We start from the raw sequence: 16431 nt of genomic DNA, 5'->3' as shown, positions 1-16431 counted from the left end.
ATTAAGCCGGTGTCTGTAGCCCGAAGAACGTCCGGGCCGTCACCACATCATTGGCGATTTGCTGCTTTAGCGCATCGAGCGAAGCAAAACGCTGTTCATTGCGCAATTTTGCGCGCAGCACCACATCAAGGTGGCGCCCGTAAAGATCCATGGTTACATCCAGCAGATGCACTTCCAACTGCTGACGTACACCTGCCACCGTTGGGCGAGTGCCAATATTGGCCACGCCCGGCAAAGGCTCGGGGCCCAGGCCATAAACATCGACGGCATATACCCCTTTCACCGGGGCAACCAGGCGTTTGAGCGGCAGGTTGGCGGTTGGGAAACCAATGGTTCGCCCCAGTTCATCGCCATGCACTACGCGCCCGGAAATACTGTAAGGATGCCCCAGCAGGGTTTCTGCCAGCGGCAAATCATCATCACGCAACGCATTGCGGATGGCGGTGCTGCTGATACGCAGATCGCCTTCACGGAAGCTTGGCGTGCTGACCACCTCAAAGCCGAATTCTTGCCCGGCAAGCTCTAACAGCGGGAAATTCCCCTGGCGACCAGCACCAAAGCGGAAATCATCCCCCACCATCAGGAATTTTACCCCCAGCTTTTCGACCAGCAGCTCGGCAACGAATGCCTGAGCGGTATGGGCGGCAAAGCGGGGATCAAACTTGACACACAACAGGTAATCAACCCCGGCCTGCGCCAGGTATTTGGCTTTGTCACGCAAGCGCGTGAGGCGGGCCGGAGCCTTATCCGCGGCAAACAGTTCCAGCGGCTGCGGCTCAAAGATCATGACGATGACCGGTAACCCCAGACGCCGTCCTTCCTGCTTCAACTGCCCCAATAGCGCCTTATGACCGCGATGGACGCCGTCAAAATTGCCGATGGTGAGCACACAGCCACGGTGGCGTGCCCGGATATTATGGATGCCGCGAATTAGCTGCATAGCTGGCCCAACACAGTGGAAATCGGCGGATTATACCTTGTACAGCGGTCAAGGTTAACCCGCGATTGGTTCCTTTGATGTAATAGTCATACCATACCGGAGGATAATCGCCTTAACCACCGTTTATCTGGCCCAATGCGTGCTATATTAGCGCGCTGATAGCGAGCTTGGCTTCTGGCCGACGCTTGAAAGACGGGGGATAACCCACCAGGACCAACAGCTTGCAGACTGTGATGCAAATCACATGGCGATTTTTCTCGTGAAACACTGTATTCCCATGGCTGAAGCTGGTAAAATCCTGCGCCATCACAACGTAGCAAGTGCCGCCCGTACAAACGGCGCTTATTTGCACAAATCCATTGACAAACGAAGGCTAAAAGGGCATATTCCTCGGCCTTTGAATTGTCCTCAATATATATATTTGGGAGTTGGACCTTGGCTAATATCAAATCAGCTAAGAAACGCGCCATACAGTCTGAGAAACGTCGCAAGCATAACGCTAGCCGTCGCTCAATGGTGCGTACCTTCATTAAGAAGGTTGACGCAGCTATCGCAGCTGGCGACAAAGACGCAGCACAAAAAGCATTCCTCGTAATGCAACCACTTGTGGATCGCCAGGCAGCTAAAGGCCTGATCCACAAAAACAAAGCAGCGCGTCATAAGTCAAACCTGACGGCGCGTATCAACGCAATGCAATAAGCATTACGTTGTGTGCTTGTTAAAAAAACCGGCTTCGGCCGGTTTTTTTACGCCTGGCGTTCAAGCCTACAGCGCGAACAGCGCCGAGAAGTCCTTGTTGCATACCCGCTGTACCGCCGGATGCTGGATCATTCGCTCGGCAAAAATGATGTAATACTCTTCCTGCACGCTATCGACACGGCCGATCTCCACCACGTCATCATCGCTATAGGTATCCAGCGCATACAGCGTTGGCGCCACGAAGATCGCATTGTGGTACAGGCCGAAAGCCTTCATCAGGGCTGCATCGTCAAACTCCCCCAGTATCTCAACCTTGATACCTTGCGTGTTGAACCAGTTAAGCAGCTTGCGCCCCAGCATTGAACGCCTTCCCGGGATCAACAAGCGGCGCTGTTCCAGACAGGCCGGAAACGGTAAATCGGGTATCGGCTGACGACAGAAGAAGCTGACCCCACACTCCCCCAGCTTAAGCGAAAACAAGCCTTCCTGCTGGCTGGAGTCGACCGGGCAATCCGACAGGATCATATCCAGTTTATGCTGGCTCAGTTGCTCAAGCAGCATCTCATGGGTTGATTCAAAACAGCGCAGGTGGATTTGCTCATTGTCCACTACCACCGCAGTTTCCAACACCTGGCTGACCAGACGTTTGGATAGCGCATCCGCTACGCCCACGTCAAACAGCAGGTTGGACTCCTTGCGGTAGTTGACGATATCCAGCATTTCCTGGCTGAGCATAAACATCTTGTCGGCATAGCGGAACACCAGTTGGCCTAGCTCGGAGGGGACCAGCCCACGCCCCTGGCGTTTGAACAGCTTACCGTTGAGCCGTTCTTCCAGTGCCTTGATTTGGCCAGTGATGGTCTGCGGCGTGAGGAACAGGGCTTCCGCCGCTCCCACGACCGACCCCTCCTTGCAGACCTGCCAGAAGTAATACAGATGGTTAAAGTTGATGTGAGACATTCTCAAAACGTTCTCTCCTTAGGTTTCTCATCGGCAAACGGTCTGCCGTGATGAGCGACAAACTCCCTATCGTTAATTTCGGACAACGCAAAGTTATCTTTAATCCCAAGTGCAGCGTGGCTGACGAAGCCACGCTGCCGCTACTATTGTAATAGCCCTTCAGCAACGAGGGGTAAACACAAAGGTCATCGGCTGCGGGGCAAACTCAAACGCAGCAGGCCGTAACCCACTACCGCAGCGCTGGTCGATCCCAATAGTATGCCTAATTTGGCATAGGTACTGAGAGCCACATCCGCCTCGGCGAAGGCCAATGAGGCAATAAAAATCGACATGGTGAAACCAATACCACAGAGCACGGCCACGGCAAACACTTGTTTAAAGCCGATATCCTGCGGCAAACGGGCAATCCCCAGTTTCACCGCCAGCCAGCAGAAGACGAAAATCCCCAGCGGCTTGCCGATAAACAGCCCGGCAGCAATCCCCAGCGGCAACAGTGAAGTCAACCCGCTCAAGGACACCCCTTGCAACGAGACACCCGCGTTGGCAAAGGCAAACAGCGGCAGGATCAGGAAGGCGACCCATGGGTGCAGCTCATGCTCCAGGGTTTCGGAGGGCGAAGGCTCACTCTTGGCGTTCAGCGGGATCATAAAGCCGACAATCACCCCTGCCAGCGTAGCGTGAACACCCGACTTGAGGATCGCAACCCACAGCACCAATCCGACCATCATATACAGCGAGGTTTTACCCACTCCCCGCCAGTTCATTAGCGCCAATACCACGATCGCCGCAGCCGCAACGCCCAGCGCCACCATCGAGACCTGATGGGTGTAGAACAACGCGATAATGATGATGACCCCAAGGTCATCGATAATCGCCAAGGCCAGCAAGAATACTTTCAGGCTGGTCGGCACCCGGTTGCCCAGTAAGGCCATCACGCCCAAGGCAAAGGCAATATCCGTTGCCGCCGGGATCGCCCAACCCTGGCGGGTTACTTCATCGGCACCGTTGAACAGCAGATAGATCAGCGCCGGAGCCAGCATGCCGCCTAACGCGGCAATCGCCGGGAAGATGGCCTTCTCACGCCCAGCCAGGGAACCTTGCAGCAGTTCACGTTTGACTTCAAGCCCCACCACCAGGAAGAAGATGGCCATTAAACCGTCGTTAATCCACAGCAGCAGCGGTTTGGCAATGTCCAGCGAGGCGATGCTGACCGCCACGGGTAAGTTAAGGAAGGCCTGATACAGCCCCTGTACGGGGGTATTAGCCATGATCAAAGCCACCACGGCGGCAGCGATCAGAATAATGCCCCCAGCGGCTTCTTGACGCAGAAATTGACGAATAATAGTAGTCACAGTAAGTCGCTCCAAAATGCCCGTCGTCTTTCAAGCTGCGACTCGAAATCCATAGGGCATAGATAATGGGGGCAAAGCGCCCCGGTTTCCAGACAATGAAACGAGTATAGTCGAGGAATCACCTCGAAAAAATCAGTTTATAAATGCAAAACAACTCGTAAAAACCGACTTATTCGCGCTATATATCACACTTTTAATAGGGACTTTCATACAGCAAAGATAAAAAAAACCCCGGTTTGCTTAAACCGGGGTTTGAGGGTTGATGCGTGGAAAACGTTGATTAACGAGTCAGGTCGTCAAAAAACTTTTTCACGCCGTCGAAGAAGCTTTTCGAACGCGGGCTGTTTTTATCCCCAGAAGGGCCACCCAGGCTCTCTTCCAACTCTTTGAGCAGTTGCTTCTGCTTCTCGTTCAGACTCACCGGCGTTTCTACCACCACGCGGCACAGCAGGTCACCCTGGCTGCCACCCCGTACCGATTTCACCCCTTTGCCACGCATGCGGAACAGTTTGCCGGTCTGAGTTTCCGCCGGGACTTTCAGCTTGACGCGGCCATCCAGCGTTGGCACTTCAATCTCGCCACCCAAGGCAGCCATAGCAAAGTTGATCGGCACTTCGCAGTAGAGATTATTGCCTTCACGTTCGAAGATCGGGTGAGCACTCACCTGAACCTGAACGTACAGATCGCCTGCTGGCGCGCCGTGTTCGCCAGCTTCACCTTCACCCGCCAGGCGGATGCGGTCGCCAGTATCTACGCCCGCCGGGATTTTCACCGACAGGGTTTTGGATTTCTCTACGCGACCATGGCCGTGACATTTGTTGCACGGATCCTTGATGATCTGACCACGCCCGTGGCAGTGCGGACAAGCCTGCTGCACGGTGAAGAACCCTTGGCGCATCTGCACCTGACCCTGACCATGACAGGTCGGACAGGTTGCCGGCGAACTGCCCGGCTTGGCACCGTTGCCATGGCAGACATCACACTCTTCCAGCGTTGGAATACGGATCTCTTTGGTCACGCCACGCACGGCTTCTTCGAGCGTCAGATCCATGTTGTAACGCAAATCGGATCCACGGCTGGCACGTTGACGGCGTCCGCCGCCAAAGATATCGCCAAACACGTCGCCAAAGATATCGCTGAAGTCGGCACCGCCGCCACCAAAGCCACCACCACCGCCCATACCACCTTGCTCAAAGGCCGCATGGCCGTATTGATCGTAGGCAGCACGTTTTTGATCGTCGGTCAGGACCTCGTAGGCTTCCTTGACCTCTTTAAACTGGCTTTCGGCGTCTTTTTCCTGATTACGATCAGGGTGATACTTCATCGCCAGGCGCTTATACGCCTTTTTGATTTCGCGCTCGTCTGCCGTCTTGGCAACGCCGAGCACCTCGTAATAATCTCTCTTCGCCATTATTTCTCTTACCCTTAACATGCGTGCACGGGCGTAGAGTTGCCTCGACGCCCGTGCTGGTTTCCGGTTACAGCCTGTGGCCGCACCGTGCCCGCTTAAGGGCGATTATTTTTTGTCTTTAACTTCTTCAAACTCGGCGTCAACCACGTCGTCATCTTTCTGCGCCGCGTTGTCTGCACCGGCATCAGCACCCTGTGCCTGCTGCGCTTGCGCCTGGGCCATTTCCATCAGCTTGCCGGAAACCTGCACCAGAGCCTGGGTTTTCGCTTCGATTTCGGCTTTATCTTCGCCTTTCACCGCAGCTTCCAGATCTTTCAGCGCGCTCTCGATAGCGGTTTTGTCTTCAGCTGGCAATTGCTCACCCGCTTCTTCCAACTGCTTACGGGTACCGTGGATCAGGTGATCCGCCTGGTTACGAGTTTGCACCAGTTCTTCGAACTTACGGTCAGCTTCAGCGTTCACTTCGGCATCGCGTACCATTTTCTGGATTTCTTCTTCGTTCAGACCAGAAGACGCCTTGATGGTGATCTTCTGCTCACGGCCGGTGTTCTTGTCTTTCGCAGACACGTGCAGAATACCGTCGGCATCGATATCGAAGGTGACTTCGATCTGTGCCATACCGCGTGGTGCCGGCTGGATGCCGTCCAGGTTGAACTGGCCCAGTGACTTGTTGTCATTGGCACGTTTACGCTCACCCTGCAGCACATGGATGGTCACCGCTGCCTGGTTGTCTTCGGCAGTAGAGAACACCTGGCTGTGCTTGGTCGGGATAGTGGTATTTTTGGTGATCAGCGGCGTCATCACGCTGCCCATGGTTTCGATACCCAGTGACAGTGGGGTAACGTCCAGCAGCAATACGTCTTTCACATCACCGGCCAACACACCGCCCTGAACCGCAGCACCAACGGCTACCGCTTCGTCCGGGTTAACGTCTTTACGTGGTTCTTTACCGAAGAAATCAGCAACTTTCTTCTGAACCATAGGCATACGGGTCTGGCCACCGACCAGGATCACGTCCTGAATGTCAGAAACCGACAGGCCTGCATCTTTCAGTGCCACTTTCAGCGGCTCGATAGAGCGAGCAACCAGATCTTCTACCAGCGACTCGAGTTTTGCACGGGTCACTTTGATGTTCATGTGTTTTGGACCGCTGCCATCTGCAGTGATGTACGGCAGGTTGACGTCGGTCTGCTGAGCGGAGGACAGCTCGATCTTGGCTTTTTCAGCGGCTTCTTTCAGACGCTGCATCGCCAACGGATCGTTGCGCAGATCCATGCCCTGCTCTTTCTTGAACTCTTCCACCAGATAGTTGATCAGGCGGCTGTCGAAGTCTTCACCACCCAGGTGGGTATCACCGTTGGTCGCCAGAACTTCGAAGGTTTTTTCACCGTCAACGTCGTCGATCTCAATGATTGAGATATCGAAAGTACCACCACCCAAGTCATAAACCGCGATGGTACGGTTGCCCACTTCTTTGTCCAGGCCATAAGCCAGGGCCGCAGCAGTAGGTTCGTTGATGATACGTTTCACTTCCAGACCTGCGATACGGCCAGCATCTTTGGTCGCCTGACGCTGAGCATCGTTGAAGTAGGCAGGAACGGTGATAACCGCTTCAGTTACCGGCTCACCCAGGTAATCTTCCGCCGTTTTCTTCATTTTCTTCAGGACTTCCGCAGAGATCTGCGGTGGTGCCATTCTCTGGCCCTTCACTTCCAGCCAGGCGTCACCGTTATCGGCAGCAACGATGCTGTAAGGCATGATAGCCTTGTCACGCTGTGCTTCTTCATCCTGGAAGCGACGGCCAATCAGGCGCTTGATCGCAAACAGGGTGTTCTGTGGGTTAGTAACAGCCTGACGCTTAGCAGGCTGGCCAACCAGAATTTCACCATCCTGGGTATATGCGATGATTGAAGGAGTGGTGCGATCGCCTTCGGCATTCTCCAGCACGCGCGCCTTGCCACCATCCATAATTGCTACACAAGAGTTGGTTGTACCCAGGTCGATACCAATAATTTTGCCCATCTAAACATCTCCACTAATAAATTCATAATCGGTCAGGTTGCTAACTATATGCGGGCGTTTTTTTGCTTTTCAACTGCCCGGCATCTCAGTGTTACCCGCGGTCAGCAACTGCGGTTGCCAATAAGATGGGGCCATCCACACCAGCATCAAGGGGCAGGGCAAAAAAAATTTCGTTTTTATCCGCAGCCAGATCATTGTTTCCTGGCGTGGGGATCATTATGATGCCGCGCGCTCTGATGGAAGTTATGGGTTTTTCGGCCATTCAGACCAATTATTAAATTACCTATCCATTTTCGTTACAATTCTGTTATCGCAGAGGACATATGCACTCCAACAAGTTGGCAAATCCCGGCCCCCTGGGTCTGATGGGCTTCGGGATGACTACCGTCTTGCTGAACCTGCACAACGCGGGCTTTTTCCCACTGACTTCCGTCATCATCAGTATGGGGATTTTCTTCGGTGGCATGGCTCAGATTTTTGCCGGTATTCTTGAGTTCAAGAAAGGCAACACCTTCGGCTTGACCGCCTTCACCTCTTACGGCTGCTTCTGGCTGAGCCTGGTAGGCATCCTGCTGCTGCCACGCATGGGCCTGGCAGAACCGACCGACGCGAACGTCCTCGGCATCTACCTTGCACTGTGGGGCGTCTTCACCCTGTTCATGTTCTTCGGCACGCTGCGTACCAACCGTGGGTTGCAGTTTGTGTTTGCCAGCCTGACCGTGCTGTTCGCACTGCTGGCCGTCGGCAACATTACCGGTAACCACGCGATCCTGACGTTCGCCGGTTACGAAGGCATTATCTGTGGTGCCAGCGCGATCTATCTGGCAATGGCAGAGGTGATCAACGAACAGTTGGGCCGCACCGTACTGCCAATCGGCCCGGTGGAAGCTCAGCAGGCAACACCCGCTGCTGTTACCGCATAAATCCGTACTAACGTGATATAAAAAAACCCTGCGGTGTTTAATCGCAGGGTTTTTTATTGGGCGAAAATCGCTTAGTTCAAGACTGTTTTTTCACTGTTCAGGTCGCGACGCAGGTAGATCCCGAGTAATAGGCCGAGCGTCGATAACGCCAGCATATAGTAAGCGGGCGCTAACGGGGTTAACTTCATGATCAGCGTGACAAATACCGGGGTTAAACCCCCAAAAATCGCGTATGCCACGTTGTAGGAGAACGAAATCCCGCTAAATCGCACTTCCGCCGGGAAAGCCCGCACCAACACGTAAGGCACCGCACCGACGATCCCCACACTGAAGCCAACCAGCGCGTAGGTGGCGAACAGCATTTCTGGATGTGTTGCCACCGACTGATAGAACAGCCAACTGCACCCTGCCAACAGCACACTGCCGACGATAAAGGTTTTGCTGGCGCCAAAGCGGTCCGCCGCCGAACCAGAGACGATACAGCCAGCAAACAGCATGATGATGGCGATGCTGTTGGCCTGCAATGACAGCGCCGGGGCTATGGCAAACTGTTTTTGCAGGTAGGTTGGCGTCATCAGGATCACCACCACAATGCCTGCCGACAACAGCCAGGTCAGCAGCATCGAGACCGCGATCTCTTTGCGATGATTCATCACCACCGATTTCAGCGGCAGCTCTTCTGCCAGCGCCTTACGCGCCTGCATCTCGATAAAGATTGGGGTTTCCTGCAACCAGCGGCGCAGATACATGGCGAACAGGCCAAAGATACCGCCCAGGAAGAACGGAATACGCCAGCCACCGTCATGAATGGCCTGTTGACTGAGCGTGGTATTGATGATGGTGGCCACCAGCGAGCCGAGCAGGATACCGGCCGTCAGGCCAGCGGTGAGCGTGCCACAGGCAAAACCAACGCGTTTGCGCGGCACATGCTCCGCCACAAATACCCAGGCACCAGGGACTTCACCCCCGATCGCCGCGCCTTGCAGAACCCGCATCAACAGCAGCAGCAACGGTGCGGCAATACCGATACTGGCGTAGGTGGGCAGCATCCCCATCGCCAGCGTCGGTAACGCCATCAGCAGGATGCTCAGGCTGAACATCTTTTTACGGCCCACCAGATCGCCAAAGTGCGCCATGATAATGCCGCCCAATGGCCGAGCCAGGTAGCCCGCAGCAAAGATACCAAAGGTCTGCACCTGGCGCAGCCACTCAGGCATATCCGCCGGGAAGAACAGGTCGCCCATTACCGCAGCAAAGAAAACAAAAATGATGAAGTCATAAAACTCCAACGCACCGCCCAGAGCAGCCAACGTCAGAGTTTTATAATCTTGCCGGTTGAGCCGGCGATTATTATCGTGATGCATAAGATACCGTTAGAGGAAACAGGAAAGACACAGAAAGCATAATGGCTAACTGTAAAAAGTTTCTTACTATAACGGCAAAATACTTTCACACCAGATGCGCTGAAGGTTATCCCGCAGATTGCTGAAATTTAGAGATTTATCTCGCGCCGCGCATTCTTGGGACGAAATGCTGCTACCACGGCCTCGTGGGTCTCTATATAGGGGCCTTCGAGCAGTTGGATGCAATAAGGCACGCTGGCAAAAATACCGTGCACCACCACCTTGCCTGCCTCGTCCTTCACCCCTTCCAGCGTTTCTTTAATCGATTTGGGTTGCCCCGGCAGGTTGATGATCAACGCCTGTTTACGGATCGCCCCAACCTGACGTGAAAGAATTGCCGTTGGCACATAGTGTAGGCTGATTTGGCGCATTTGCTCGCCAAAACCCGGCATGACCCGATCGGCAATTGCCAGGGTAGCATCGGGAGTCACGTCACGCCGGGACGGGCCGGTGCCGCCGGTAGTCAACACCAGATGGCAGCCCATTTCATCAACCAGCTCACACAGGGTATGCTCAATCAGCGTCTGCTCGTCGGGGATCAGCCGGGTTTCCAGGGTGAACGGCGTCGCCAAAGCGCTGCCCAGCCACTCTTCCAGCGCCGGGATCCCTTTATCCTGATAAACGCCCCCTGAAGCGCGGTCCGAAATAGAAACCAAACCAATGCGTAATGTATCCATGTTTTACCTCTGTTTTATGCCCCGGTTACCCAAGGGAGATTCATCACGGGAGTATAGGGTGTTTGCTCAATGAGGTGGATATTCAGGTATAAAAAAAGGTGGCCGAGGCCACCTTCTGCGCTGATTGATTGCCGCTGTTACAGCAGATCGGCGATCATTTTTTCCAGCTTGCCCTGGTCTACGGCAAACTTGCGGATACCGTCGGTCAGTTTCTCAACCGCCATTGGATCCTGGTTGTGCTGCCAGTAGAACTCAGGCTCGGTCAGCGGTGCCGGACGCGCTTTCACTTCGCCGGTATAAGACAGTTTACGCTCCAGTGCACCTTCGCTCTCTGCCAGCTCTTTCAGCAGTGCAGGTGCGATGGTCAGACGATCGCAGCCCGCCAGTTCGATGATTTCACCGACGTTACGGAAGCTGGCACCCATCACCACGGTTTCATAGCCGTGCTGCTTGTAATACTGATAAATTTCAGACACTGAAACCACGCCCGGATCTTCGTGCGGAGCGAACTCTTTCTTGTCGCCATTGGCTTTGTACCAGTCAAGAATACGGCCAACGAACGGCGAGATCAGGTACACGCCAGCTTCGGCGCAGGCACGCGCCTGAGCGAAGGAGAACAGCAGCGTCAGGTTACAGTTGATGCCTTCTTTTTCCAGGCGCTCGGCGGCACGGATGCCCTGCCAGGTGGAGGCCAGTTTGATCAGGATGCGATCGTTGCTGATGCCCGCTTCGTTATACAGTTTGATCAGGCGCTTGGCTTTGGCAACGCTGGCTTCGGTATCATAAGACAGACGCGCGTCCACTTCGGTGGAAATGCGGCCCGGGACCAGTTTCAGGATCTCCAGACCAATGTTGACGGCCAGCTTGTCTGCGGCATCGGCAACCTGCTGATCGCGATCGCTGCTCTGCTCACGTGCCCAGGCAATGGCTTCATCGATCAGTTTGCGGTATTCAGGAATTTGCGCTGCATTGAGGATCAGCGAAGGGTTGGTGGTGGCATCTTGAGGTTGATATAGCTTCATTGCAGCGATATCACCCGTATCCGCAACTACCGTAGTCAGCTGGCGTAGGGACGTTAATTTATCGGTCATGTTGGCATTATCTCATCGTTTGTGCATGAACTTTTGGCATCGTTCAACCATGCCTTGTCCTGATAATAACATGCACGTAGCCCGGCGCAAGGCAGGAAAATCACGCGCTGGCGGCGGTTGTTTTATCCTTGTGCGAGCAACCGGTTACGCACCGATAATTCGCCATTACCGAAGCAATGCCACGGCATTAACGCGCTATCCCCCCAGGAAATTATGTTAAATTCCCGCAGCTGTTTTATTCATCGAAAAACCCAAAAGAAGGCTGTAATTCCCGTCAATGGGATGATTTTAGCCAAGTTCTTGTCGAGAACTGACTCAAGTTTTCCGCACCGGAGTCGAAGAACCTGAGGAGCAGTAATCTTAACAAGGAGAAACATGTGACGGATCTGATTAACTTTATCAATAACATCTTGTGGGGTTCAGTACTGATCTATTTGCTGTTGGGTGCCGGCATCTACTTCACCTTGCGTACCCGCTTTATTCAAATTCGTCATTTCAGCCATATGTTTTCCGTGCTGAAGAACAGCACCAAAAGCGACGGTGCGGGCATTTCATCTTTCCAGGCGCTATGTACTTCACTTGCCGCTCGTGTCGGCACCAACAACCTTACCGGCGTGGCGATAGCGCTTACGGCTGGCGGCCCCGGTGCCATCTTCTGGATGTGGGTGATCGCGTTTATCGGCATGGCGACCTCTTTCATTGAGAGCACCCTGGCGCAGCTTTACAAAACCAAAGACGATAACGGCCACTACCGTGGCGGCCCGGCCTACTATATGGAAAAAGGCTTGGGAATGCGCTGGATGGGTGTGATGTTCTCCATTTTCCTGCTGATCGCTTTCGGTCTGGTGTTCAATGCGGTACAGGCCAACTCCATCGCCCTGGCCAGTGCCGTAGCCTTCAACATCGACCCCATGTACGCCGGCATAGTGTTGGTGGTCCTGAGTGCCATGGTGATCTTCGGCGGTATTCGTTCCATCGCCCGCGTCGCAGAAAAAATCGTGCCGTTTATGGCCTTGGCTTACCTGCTGCTGGCGCTGTGGATCATCGGCCTGAATATTGAGCATATGCCTGCCATCCTGGCGTTGATCTTCAAAAGCGCTTTTGGCCTGCAGGAAGTTGCTGCCGGCACCCTGGGCTACGGGATCTCCCAGGCCATGACGCAAGGTATACAACGCGGGCTGTTTTCTAACGAAGGCGGGATGGGGTCTGCCCCCAACGTGGCCGCTTCCGCGACTCCTTATCCGCCACACCCTGCCTCGCAGGGCTATGTGCAAATGCTTGGCGCATTTGTCGATACCATCGTCATTTGCAGCGCAACGGCGGCGATTATTTTGGCCTCTGGTGCACTGGATAATCCCCCGTCCGACATCAGCGGTATCGATCTGACCCAGCGGGCCATGGCCAGCGCCGTCGGTTCCTGGGGCGCGCCCTTTGTCGCGATCGCCGTTTTCCTGTTTGCCTTTACCTCTATCATTGCCAATTATGCCTATGCCGAGAACAACCTGATCTTCCTCAAGCACCACCATCCGACCAAGCTGACGATTTTCCGCTGCTTTGCCTTGGGCATGGTGATGTTTGGTTCGATGGCAGAATTATCCACGGTGTGGAAAATGGCGGACATCTCGATGGCACTGATGGCGATCACCAATCTGACCGCTATCTTGTTACTGTCCGACGTGGCCTTCACATTGGCCAAGGATTACAACCACCAGCGTTCACTCGGCAAGCTGCCCACCTTTGACATCAACCACTACCCGGAGCTGGGATCTCAACTCGAACCGGGGATCTGGAAGCCGACCAGGCAGCGTTAATCCTGCAGGGCGTGCGTAAAGTGCGCCCTATCACAGCCATACCTCCTGGTCTTGCGCGCTTTTTGCTACAGTAGCCACATGTTGATAAACAGGATGTGACCATGCTCATTATTATTTCACCTGCCAAAACCCTGGATTATGCAAGCCCGTTAGCCACCGAACGCTTTACCCAGCCCGAATTGTTGGATCAGTCGCAAAAGCTGATCAAACTCTGCCGTAAGCTGACCCCGGCGCAAATTTCCGGCCTGATGAGCATCAGCGATAAGCTCGCGGGCCTGAATGCCGCACGCTTTGGCGAATGGCAGCCTGACTTCACCCCGGACAATGCTCGTCAGGCGCTGCTGGCGTTTAAAGGCGACGTTTATACCGGCTTACAGGCGCAAGACTTCAGCGAAGAGGATTTCGACTTCGCACAGCAGCATCTGCGGATGCTCTCTGGCCTGTACGGGGTGCTGCGTCCGCTGGACCTGATGATGCCTTACCGGCTGGAGATGGGGATCAAGCTGGAGAACCCGAAGGGCAAAGACTTGTACAGCTTCTGGGGCGATCGGATCACCGAGAAACTGAATCAGGCCCTGGAGCAACAAGGCGATGATGTAGTGGTGAACCTGGCTTCGGATGAATACTTCAAATCGGTAAAACCGGCCAAGCTGCACGGTTCACTGATCAAACCGGTATTCCTGGACGAGAAAAACGGCAAGTACAAAGTCATCAGTTTCTACGCCAAGAAAGCGCGTGGGCTGATGAGCCGCTTTATCATCAAGAATCGTTTGAGTCGTAGAGAACAGCTGGTTGATTTCAATCTGGAAGGGTATGCCTTCGATGAAGCGGCTTCGGCGGGTAATGAGCTGGTATTCAAACGCCCTGAGCAATGAGCAATCCGTTCCCTCTCCCGACAAGGAGAGGGAACGGGTTTTGTCAGACTGGCAACGTCATCATGAATTGACGCAGCGCGGCAAAGTCCGCCGCCATGTTATGCGACAACAGCGGCAACTGTGCACGCACCGCCAAGGCCTGTGGCAGCGGTAACTCCTGGCCAAGGATCTCTTCGACGCTTTCCTTGAACTTGGCCGGATGTGCCGTGCCCAGGAACAGGCCAAACTCCCCTGCTTGCAGTTGATCACGTAGAACGCGGTAGGCGATCGCCGCATGAGGCTCTGAAAGGTAGCCCAAGGCAGCCAACTCTTTCATGGTTTCTTTGGTGGTTTCATCACTCACCGCGCCATGAGCCAACTCCTTCAACTGCCAGATTTTACGGCGGAACAACTCTTCCACACGCGGCCAGTTGTTAGGCTGGCTGACGTCCATCGCGTTGGATAACGTCGCCACGGTGGCGTTTGGCTGCCATTGGCCAGTAGTCAGGAAGCGTGGCACGGTGTCGTTAGCGTTGGTGGCGGCGATAAAGCGTTTCACCGGCAGCCCCAGGGATTTCGCCAACAGCCCGGCGGTCAGGTCGCCAAAGTTGCCGCTTGGCACGGAAATCACCAACTGATTGCGGGCTTCCTGCGGCAGTTGCGCCACCGCTTCAAAGTAGTAGCAGATTTGCGCCAGCAGGCGGCTGATATTGATCGAGTTGGCCGAGTTCAGGTGTACGGCCTCTTTCAGTTCCTGATCGTCAAACGCCTGCTTCACCAACGCCTGGCAAGCGTCAAAGTCGCCATCGATAGCAATGGTGTGGATATTGCCACCCAACGTGCAGAACAGCTTTTCCTGCAGCGAACTGATCTTGCCCTGTGGATAGAGGATCACCACGCGCACGTTTTTCAGGCCGTAGAAGGCATGGGCAACGGCAGCGCCGGTATCACCGGAGGTTGCAGTCAAGATGGTTACTGGCTGATCGCCCGCGACTTCCGCCAGCATCTGCGCCATAAAGCGGCCGCCGAAGTCTTTGAACGCCAGCGTCGGGCCGTGGAACAGCTCCAGACAGGCGACATCGCTCTCCACCTGCGCCACCGGGGCCGGGAACTCAAACGCGGCCTTCACCCGCTTGTACAGCGCTTCTTCGCCGATCTCGTCGCCAATAAAAGCGGACAGGATCTTGCTGCTGCGAGCGACAAAGTCCATCTCCAGCAGTTTATCAATCTCGGTCAGTTCGAATTCTGGCAGTTCCAGCGGGAAAAACAGCCCTTGCTGCTTACCCAGGCCCTGTTTGATAGCCTGCGCGAAGCTGACCTGTTCGTTATGATCTTTCAGATTGTACAGTTTCATGCGTTATCCCAATAGTCGAGCGCCAGCGGTATCCAGGCGGCAAATATGAACAAAACCTTCGTCGTTTTGCAGGTAATGGTTGGTCAGCCAATCGGCCATGCGTTGCGCCGTTGCGCCGTCATCACAGACCGCAAACAGCGTCGGGCCGGAGCCGGAAATGCCACAGGCCAAGGCACCGATCTCCTGTGAGGCTTTACGCGCTTCGGCGAAGCCTGGCAACAGGCGGGTGCGATAAGGCTCGGCAATCACATCCTGCATCAGCTTGGCCGCCAGACGCGGTTGCTGGGTGTGGCAAGCGTGAATAAAGCCCGCCAGATAGCGACCATGGCTGATACAGTCCTGGCGGCGGTATTGCGCGGGCAAAATGGCGCGCGCCTCGGCGGTGGACACTTTGATGCCCGGATAGGCCATCACCCACAGCCAGTCTTTAAAGCCAGGCACTTCCTGGCTGATGATCCCTTCTTCTTCCAGCATCAACTGCAAGCCGCCCAGATAGCACGGCGCAACGTTATCGTAATGCACGCTGCCGGAAATACGCCCTTCCAGTTCGCCCATCAGGGCCAGCAATTGCGTCTCGTTGAGCGGGCGATCGCAAAATTCGTTCATCGCCATCAGACCGGCCACCACCGAGCAAGCGCTGGAGCCCAGCCCGGAACCGATCGGCATGTTCTTCTCAAGCCGCATCGCTACTGGCACTTCACGACCAATCGCCTGGCAGAAACGCTCCCAACACTGGTAAACAATGTTCTCTTTAGGATCGCTCGGCAGCTTGCTGACAAAGCGCCCGCCATTTTCCAGGCTGAAGCGGCTGGCCGCTTCTACACTGACGCAATCCCCCAGCAGCGTGCCGTCGATAGGGGAAACTGCAGCTCCCAGCACATCGAACCCGACGCTGACGTTACCAATTGAGGCCGGTGCATACACCTTAACCATA

General features: G+C 54.8%; 15 protein-coding genes. 4 read left to right on the top strand and 11 right to left on the bottom strand.

Annotated elements, in window-relative coordinates:
• Position 1: 1 nt before the first annotated feature.
• Positions 2-940 (bottom strand): bifunctional riboflavin kinase/FAD synthetase, encoded by a 939-nt coding sequence (gene ribF / locus KGP26_RS04040; protein ID WP_223665073.1) that lies wholly within the window; start codon positions 938-940, stop codon positions 2-4.
• Positions 941-1375: 435 nt separating this feature from the next.
• Between ribF and rpsT the strand changes: the two genes are divergently transcribed.
• Positions 1376-1639 carry a 30S ribosomal protein S20 gene (gene rpsT, locus KGP26_RS04035; protein WP_024527210.1) on the top strand — a complete coding sequence of 88 codons (264 nt, stop codon included), beginning with the start codon at positions 1376-1378 and terminating at the stop codon, positions 1637-1639.
• Positions 1640-1705: 66 nt separating this feature from the next.
• Here the strand turns inward: rpsT and nhaR are convergent, their stop codons facing one another.
• The 5 genes from nhaR to KGP26_RS04010 all read right to left on the bottom strand — a co-directional run bounded on the left by nhaR (position 1706) and on the right by KGP26_RS04010 (position 7646).
• Entirely contained in the window at positions 1706-2605 is a 900-nt protein-coding gene (gene nhaR, locus KGP26_RS04030; RefSeq protein WP_021179255.1) for a transcriptional activator NhaR, read from the bottom strand.
• A 179-nt stretch (positions 2606-2784) separates the two neighbouring features.
• A complete protein-coding gene (nhaA, locus tag KGP26_RS04025; RefSeq protein WP_059199710.1) occupies positions 2785-3951 on the bottom strand; it encodes a Na+/H+ antiporter NhaA in 1167 nt (388 codons plus the stop codon).
• Between the two features lie 280 nt (positions 3952-4231).
• Positions 4232-5362: a molecular chaperone DnaJ gene (dnaJ, locus tag KGP26_RS04020; protein WP_021179253.1), complete on the bottom strand. Its 1131-nt coding sequence runs from the start codon at positions 5360-5362 to the stop codon at positions 4232-4234.
• 105 nt (positions 5363-5467) lie between these two features.
• Positions 5468-7384 carry a molecular chaperone DnaK gene (gene dnaK / locus KGP26_RS04015; RefSeq protein ID WP_021179252.1) on the bottom strand — a complete coding sequence of 639 codons (1917 nt, stop codon included), beginning with the start codon at positions 7382-7384 and terminating at the stop codon, positions 5468-5470.
• Positions 7385-7475: 91 nt separating this feature from the next.
• On the bottom strand, positions 7476-7646 hold the full coding sequence (locus KGP26_RS04010) for a hypothetical protein (RefSeq protein ID WP_166734064.1): 171 nt from the start codon (positions 7644-7646) through the stop codon (positions 7476-7478).
• Positions 7647-7707: 61 nt separating this feature from the next.
• Between KGP26_RS04010 and satP the strand changes: the two genes are divergently transcribed.
• Positions 7708-8307, top strand: coding sequence for an acetate uptake transporter (satP, locus tag KGP26_RS04005; RefSeq protein WP_039995478.1), 600 nt, complete (start codon positions 7708-7710; stop codon positions 8305-8307).
• A 71-nt stretch (positions 8308-8378) separates the two neighbouring features.
• Here the strand turns inward: satP and KGP26_RS04000 are convergent, their stop codons facing one another.
• The 3 genes from KGP26_RS04000 to tal all read right to left on the bottom strand — a co-directional run bounded on the left by KGP26_RS04000 (position 8379) and on the right by tal (position 11478).
• On the bottom strand, positions 8379-9671 hold the full coding sequence (locus KGP26_RS04000; protein ID WP_179248457.1) for an MFS transporter: 1293 nt from the start codon (positions 9669-9671) through the stop codon (positions 8379-8381).
• Between the two features lie 128 nt (positions 9672-9799).
• Positions 9800-10387, bottom strand: coding sequence for a molybdopterin adenylyltransferase (mog, locus tag KGP26_RS03995; RefSeq protein WP_223665072.1), 588 nt, complete (start codon positions 10385-10387; stop codon positions 9800-9802).
• Positions 10388-10524: 137 nt separating this feature from the next.
• Complete coding sequence (tal, locus tag KGP26_RS03990; protein ID WP_024483582.1) at positions 10525-11478, bottom strand: transaldolase; 954 nt, start codon at positions 11476-11478, stop codon at positions 10525-10527.
• A 377-nt stretch (positions 11479-11855) separates the two neighbouring features.
• Here tal and KGP26_RS03985 point away from each other — a divergent pair, with 377 nt between their 5' ends.
• Entirely contained in the window at positions 11856-13289 is a 1434-nt protein-coding gene (locus KGP26_RS03985) for a sodium:alanine symporter family protein (protein ID WP_223537405.1), read from the top strand.
• Positions 13290-13390: 101 nt separating this feature from the next.
• The gene (gene yaaA / locus KGP26_RS03980; RefSeq protein WP_223665071.1) at positions 13391-14164 is read left to right on the top strand and encodes a peroxide stress protein YaaA; all 774 of its coding nucleotides are present in this window, start codon (positions 13391-13393) and stop codon (positions 14162-14164) included.
• A 43-nt stretch (positions 14165-14207) separates the two neighbouring features.
• Here yaaA and thrC read toward each other — a convergent pair whose 3' ends face one another.
• Positions 14208-15497, bottom strand: a complete 1290-nt coding sequence (gene thrC, locus KGP26_RS03975) for a threonine synthase (RefSeq protein ID WP_094982169.1) — start codon at positions 15495-15497, stop codon at positions 14208-14210.
• Positions 15498-15500: 3 nt separating this feature from the next.
• Positions 15501-16430, bottom strand: coding sequence for a homoserine kinase (gene thrB, locus KGP26_RS03970; protein WP_059199705.1), 930 nt, complete (start codon positions 16428-16430; stop codon positions 15501-15503).
• Position 16431 lies beyond the last annotated feature (1 nt).

Origin of the sequence: Serratia sp. JSRIV002 (genome assembly GCF_019968725.1) — a bacterium.
GTDB lineage: Bacteria > Pseudomonadota > Gammaproteobacteria > Enterobacterales > Enterobacteriaceae > Chania > Chania fonticola_B.
The sequence above is the reverse complement of the archived record's forward strand: the minus strand, read 5'-3'. Positions and strand labels throughout refer to the sequence as shown.

Excerpts from the sequence above, each read along its gene's own strand:
- KGP26_RS04000 (WP_179248457.1), bottom strand. The coding sequence starts at position 9,671 with ATGCATCACGATAATAATCGCCGGCTCAACCGGCAAGATTATAAAACT.
- ribF (WP_223665073.1), bottom strand. The coding sequence starts at position 940 with ATGCAGCTAATTCGCGGCATCCATAATATCCGGGCACGCCACCGTGGC.
- satP (WP_039995478.1), top strand. The coding sequence starts at position 7,708 with ATGCACTCCAACAAGTTGGCAAATCCCGGCCCCCTGGGTCTGATGGGC.
- yaaA (WP_223665071.1), top strand. The coding sequence starts at position 13,391 with ATGCTCATTATTATTTCACCTGCCAAAACCCTGGATTATGCAAGCCCG.
- mog (WP_223665072.1), bottom strand. The coding sequence starts at position 10,387 with ATGGATACATTACGCATTGGTTTGGTTTCTATTTCGGACCGCGCTTCA.
- thrC (WP_094982169.1), bottom strand. The coding sequence starts at position 15,497 with ATGAAACTGTACAATCTGAAAGATCATAACGAACAGGTCAGCTTCGCG.
- thrB (WP_059199705.1), bottom strand. The coding sequence starts at position 16,430 with ATGGTTAAGGTGTATGCACCGGCCTCAATTGGTAACGTCAGCGTCGGG.
- dnaJ (WP_021179253.1), bottom strand. The coding sequence starts at position 5,362 with ATGGCGAAGAGAGATTATTACGAGGTGCTCGGCGTTGCCAAGACGGCA.
- KGP26_RS04010 (WP_166734064.1), bottom strand. The coding sequence starts at position 7,646 with ATGGCCGAAAAACCCATAACTTCCATCAGAGCGCGCGGCATCATAATG.
- dnaK (WP_021179252.1), bottom strand. The coding sequence starts at position 7,384 with ATGGGCAAAATTATTGGTATCGACCTGGGTACAACCAACTCTTGTGTA.
- tal (WP_024483582.1), bottom strand. The coding sequence starts at position 11,478 with ATGACCGATAAATTAACGTCCCTACGCCAGCTGACTACGGTAGTTGCG.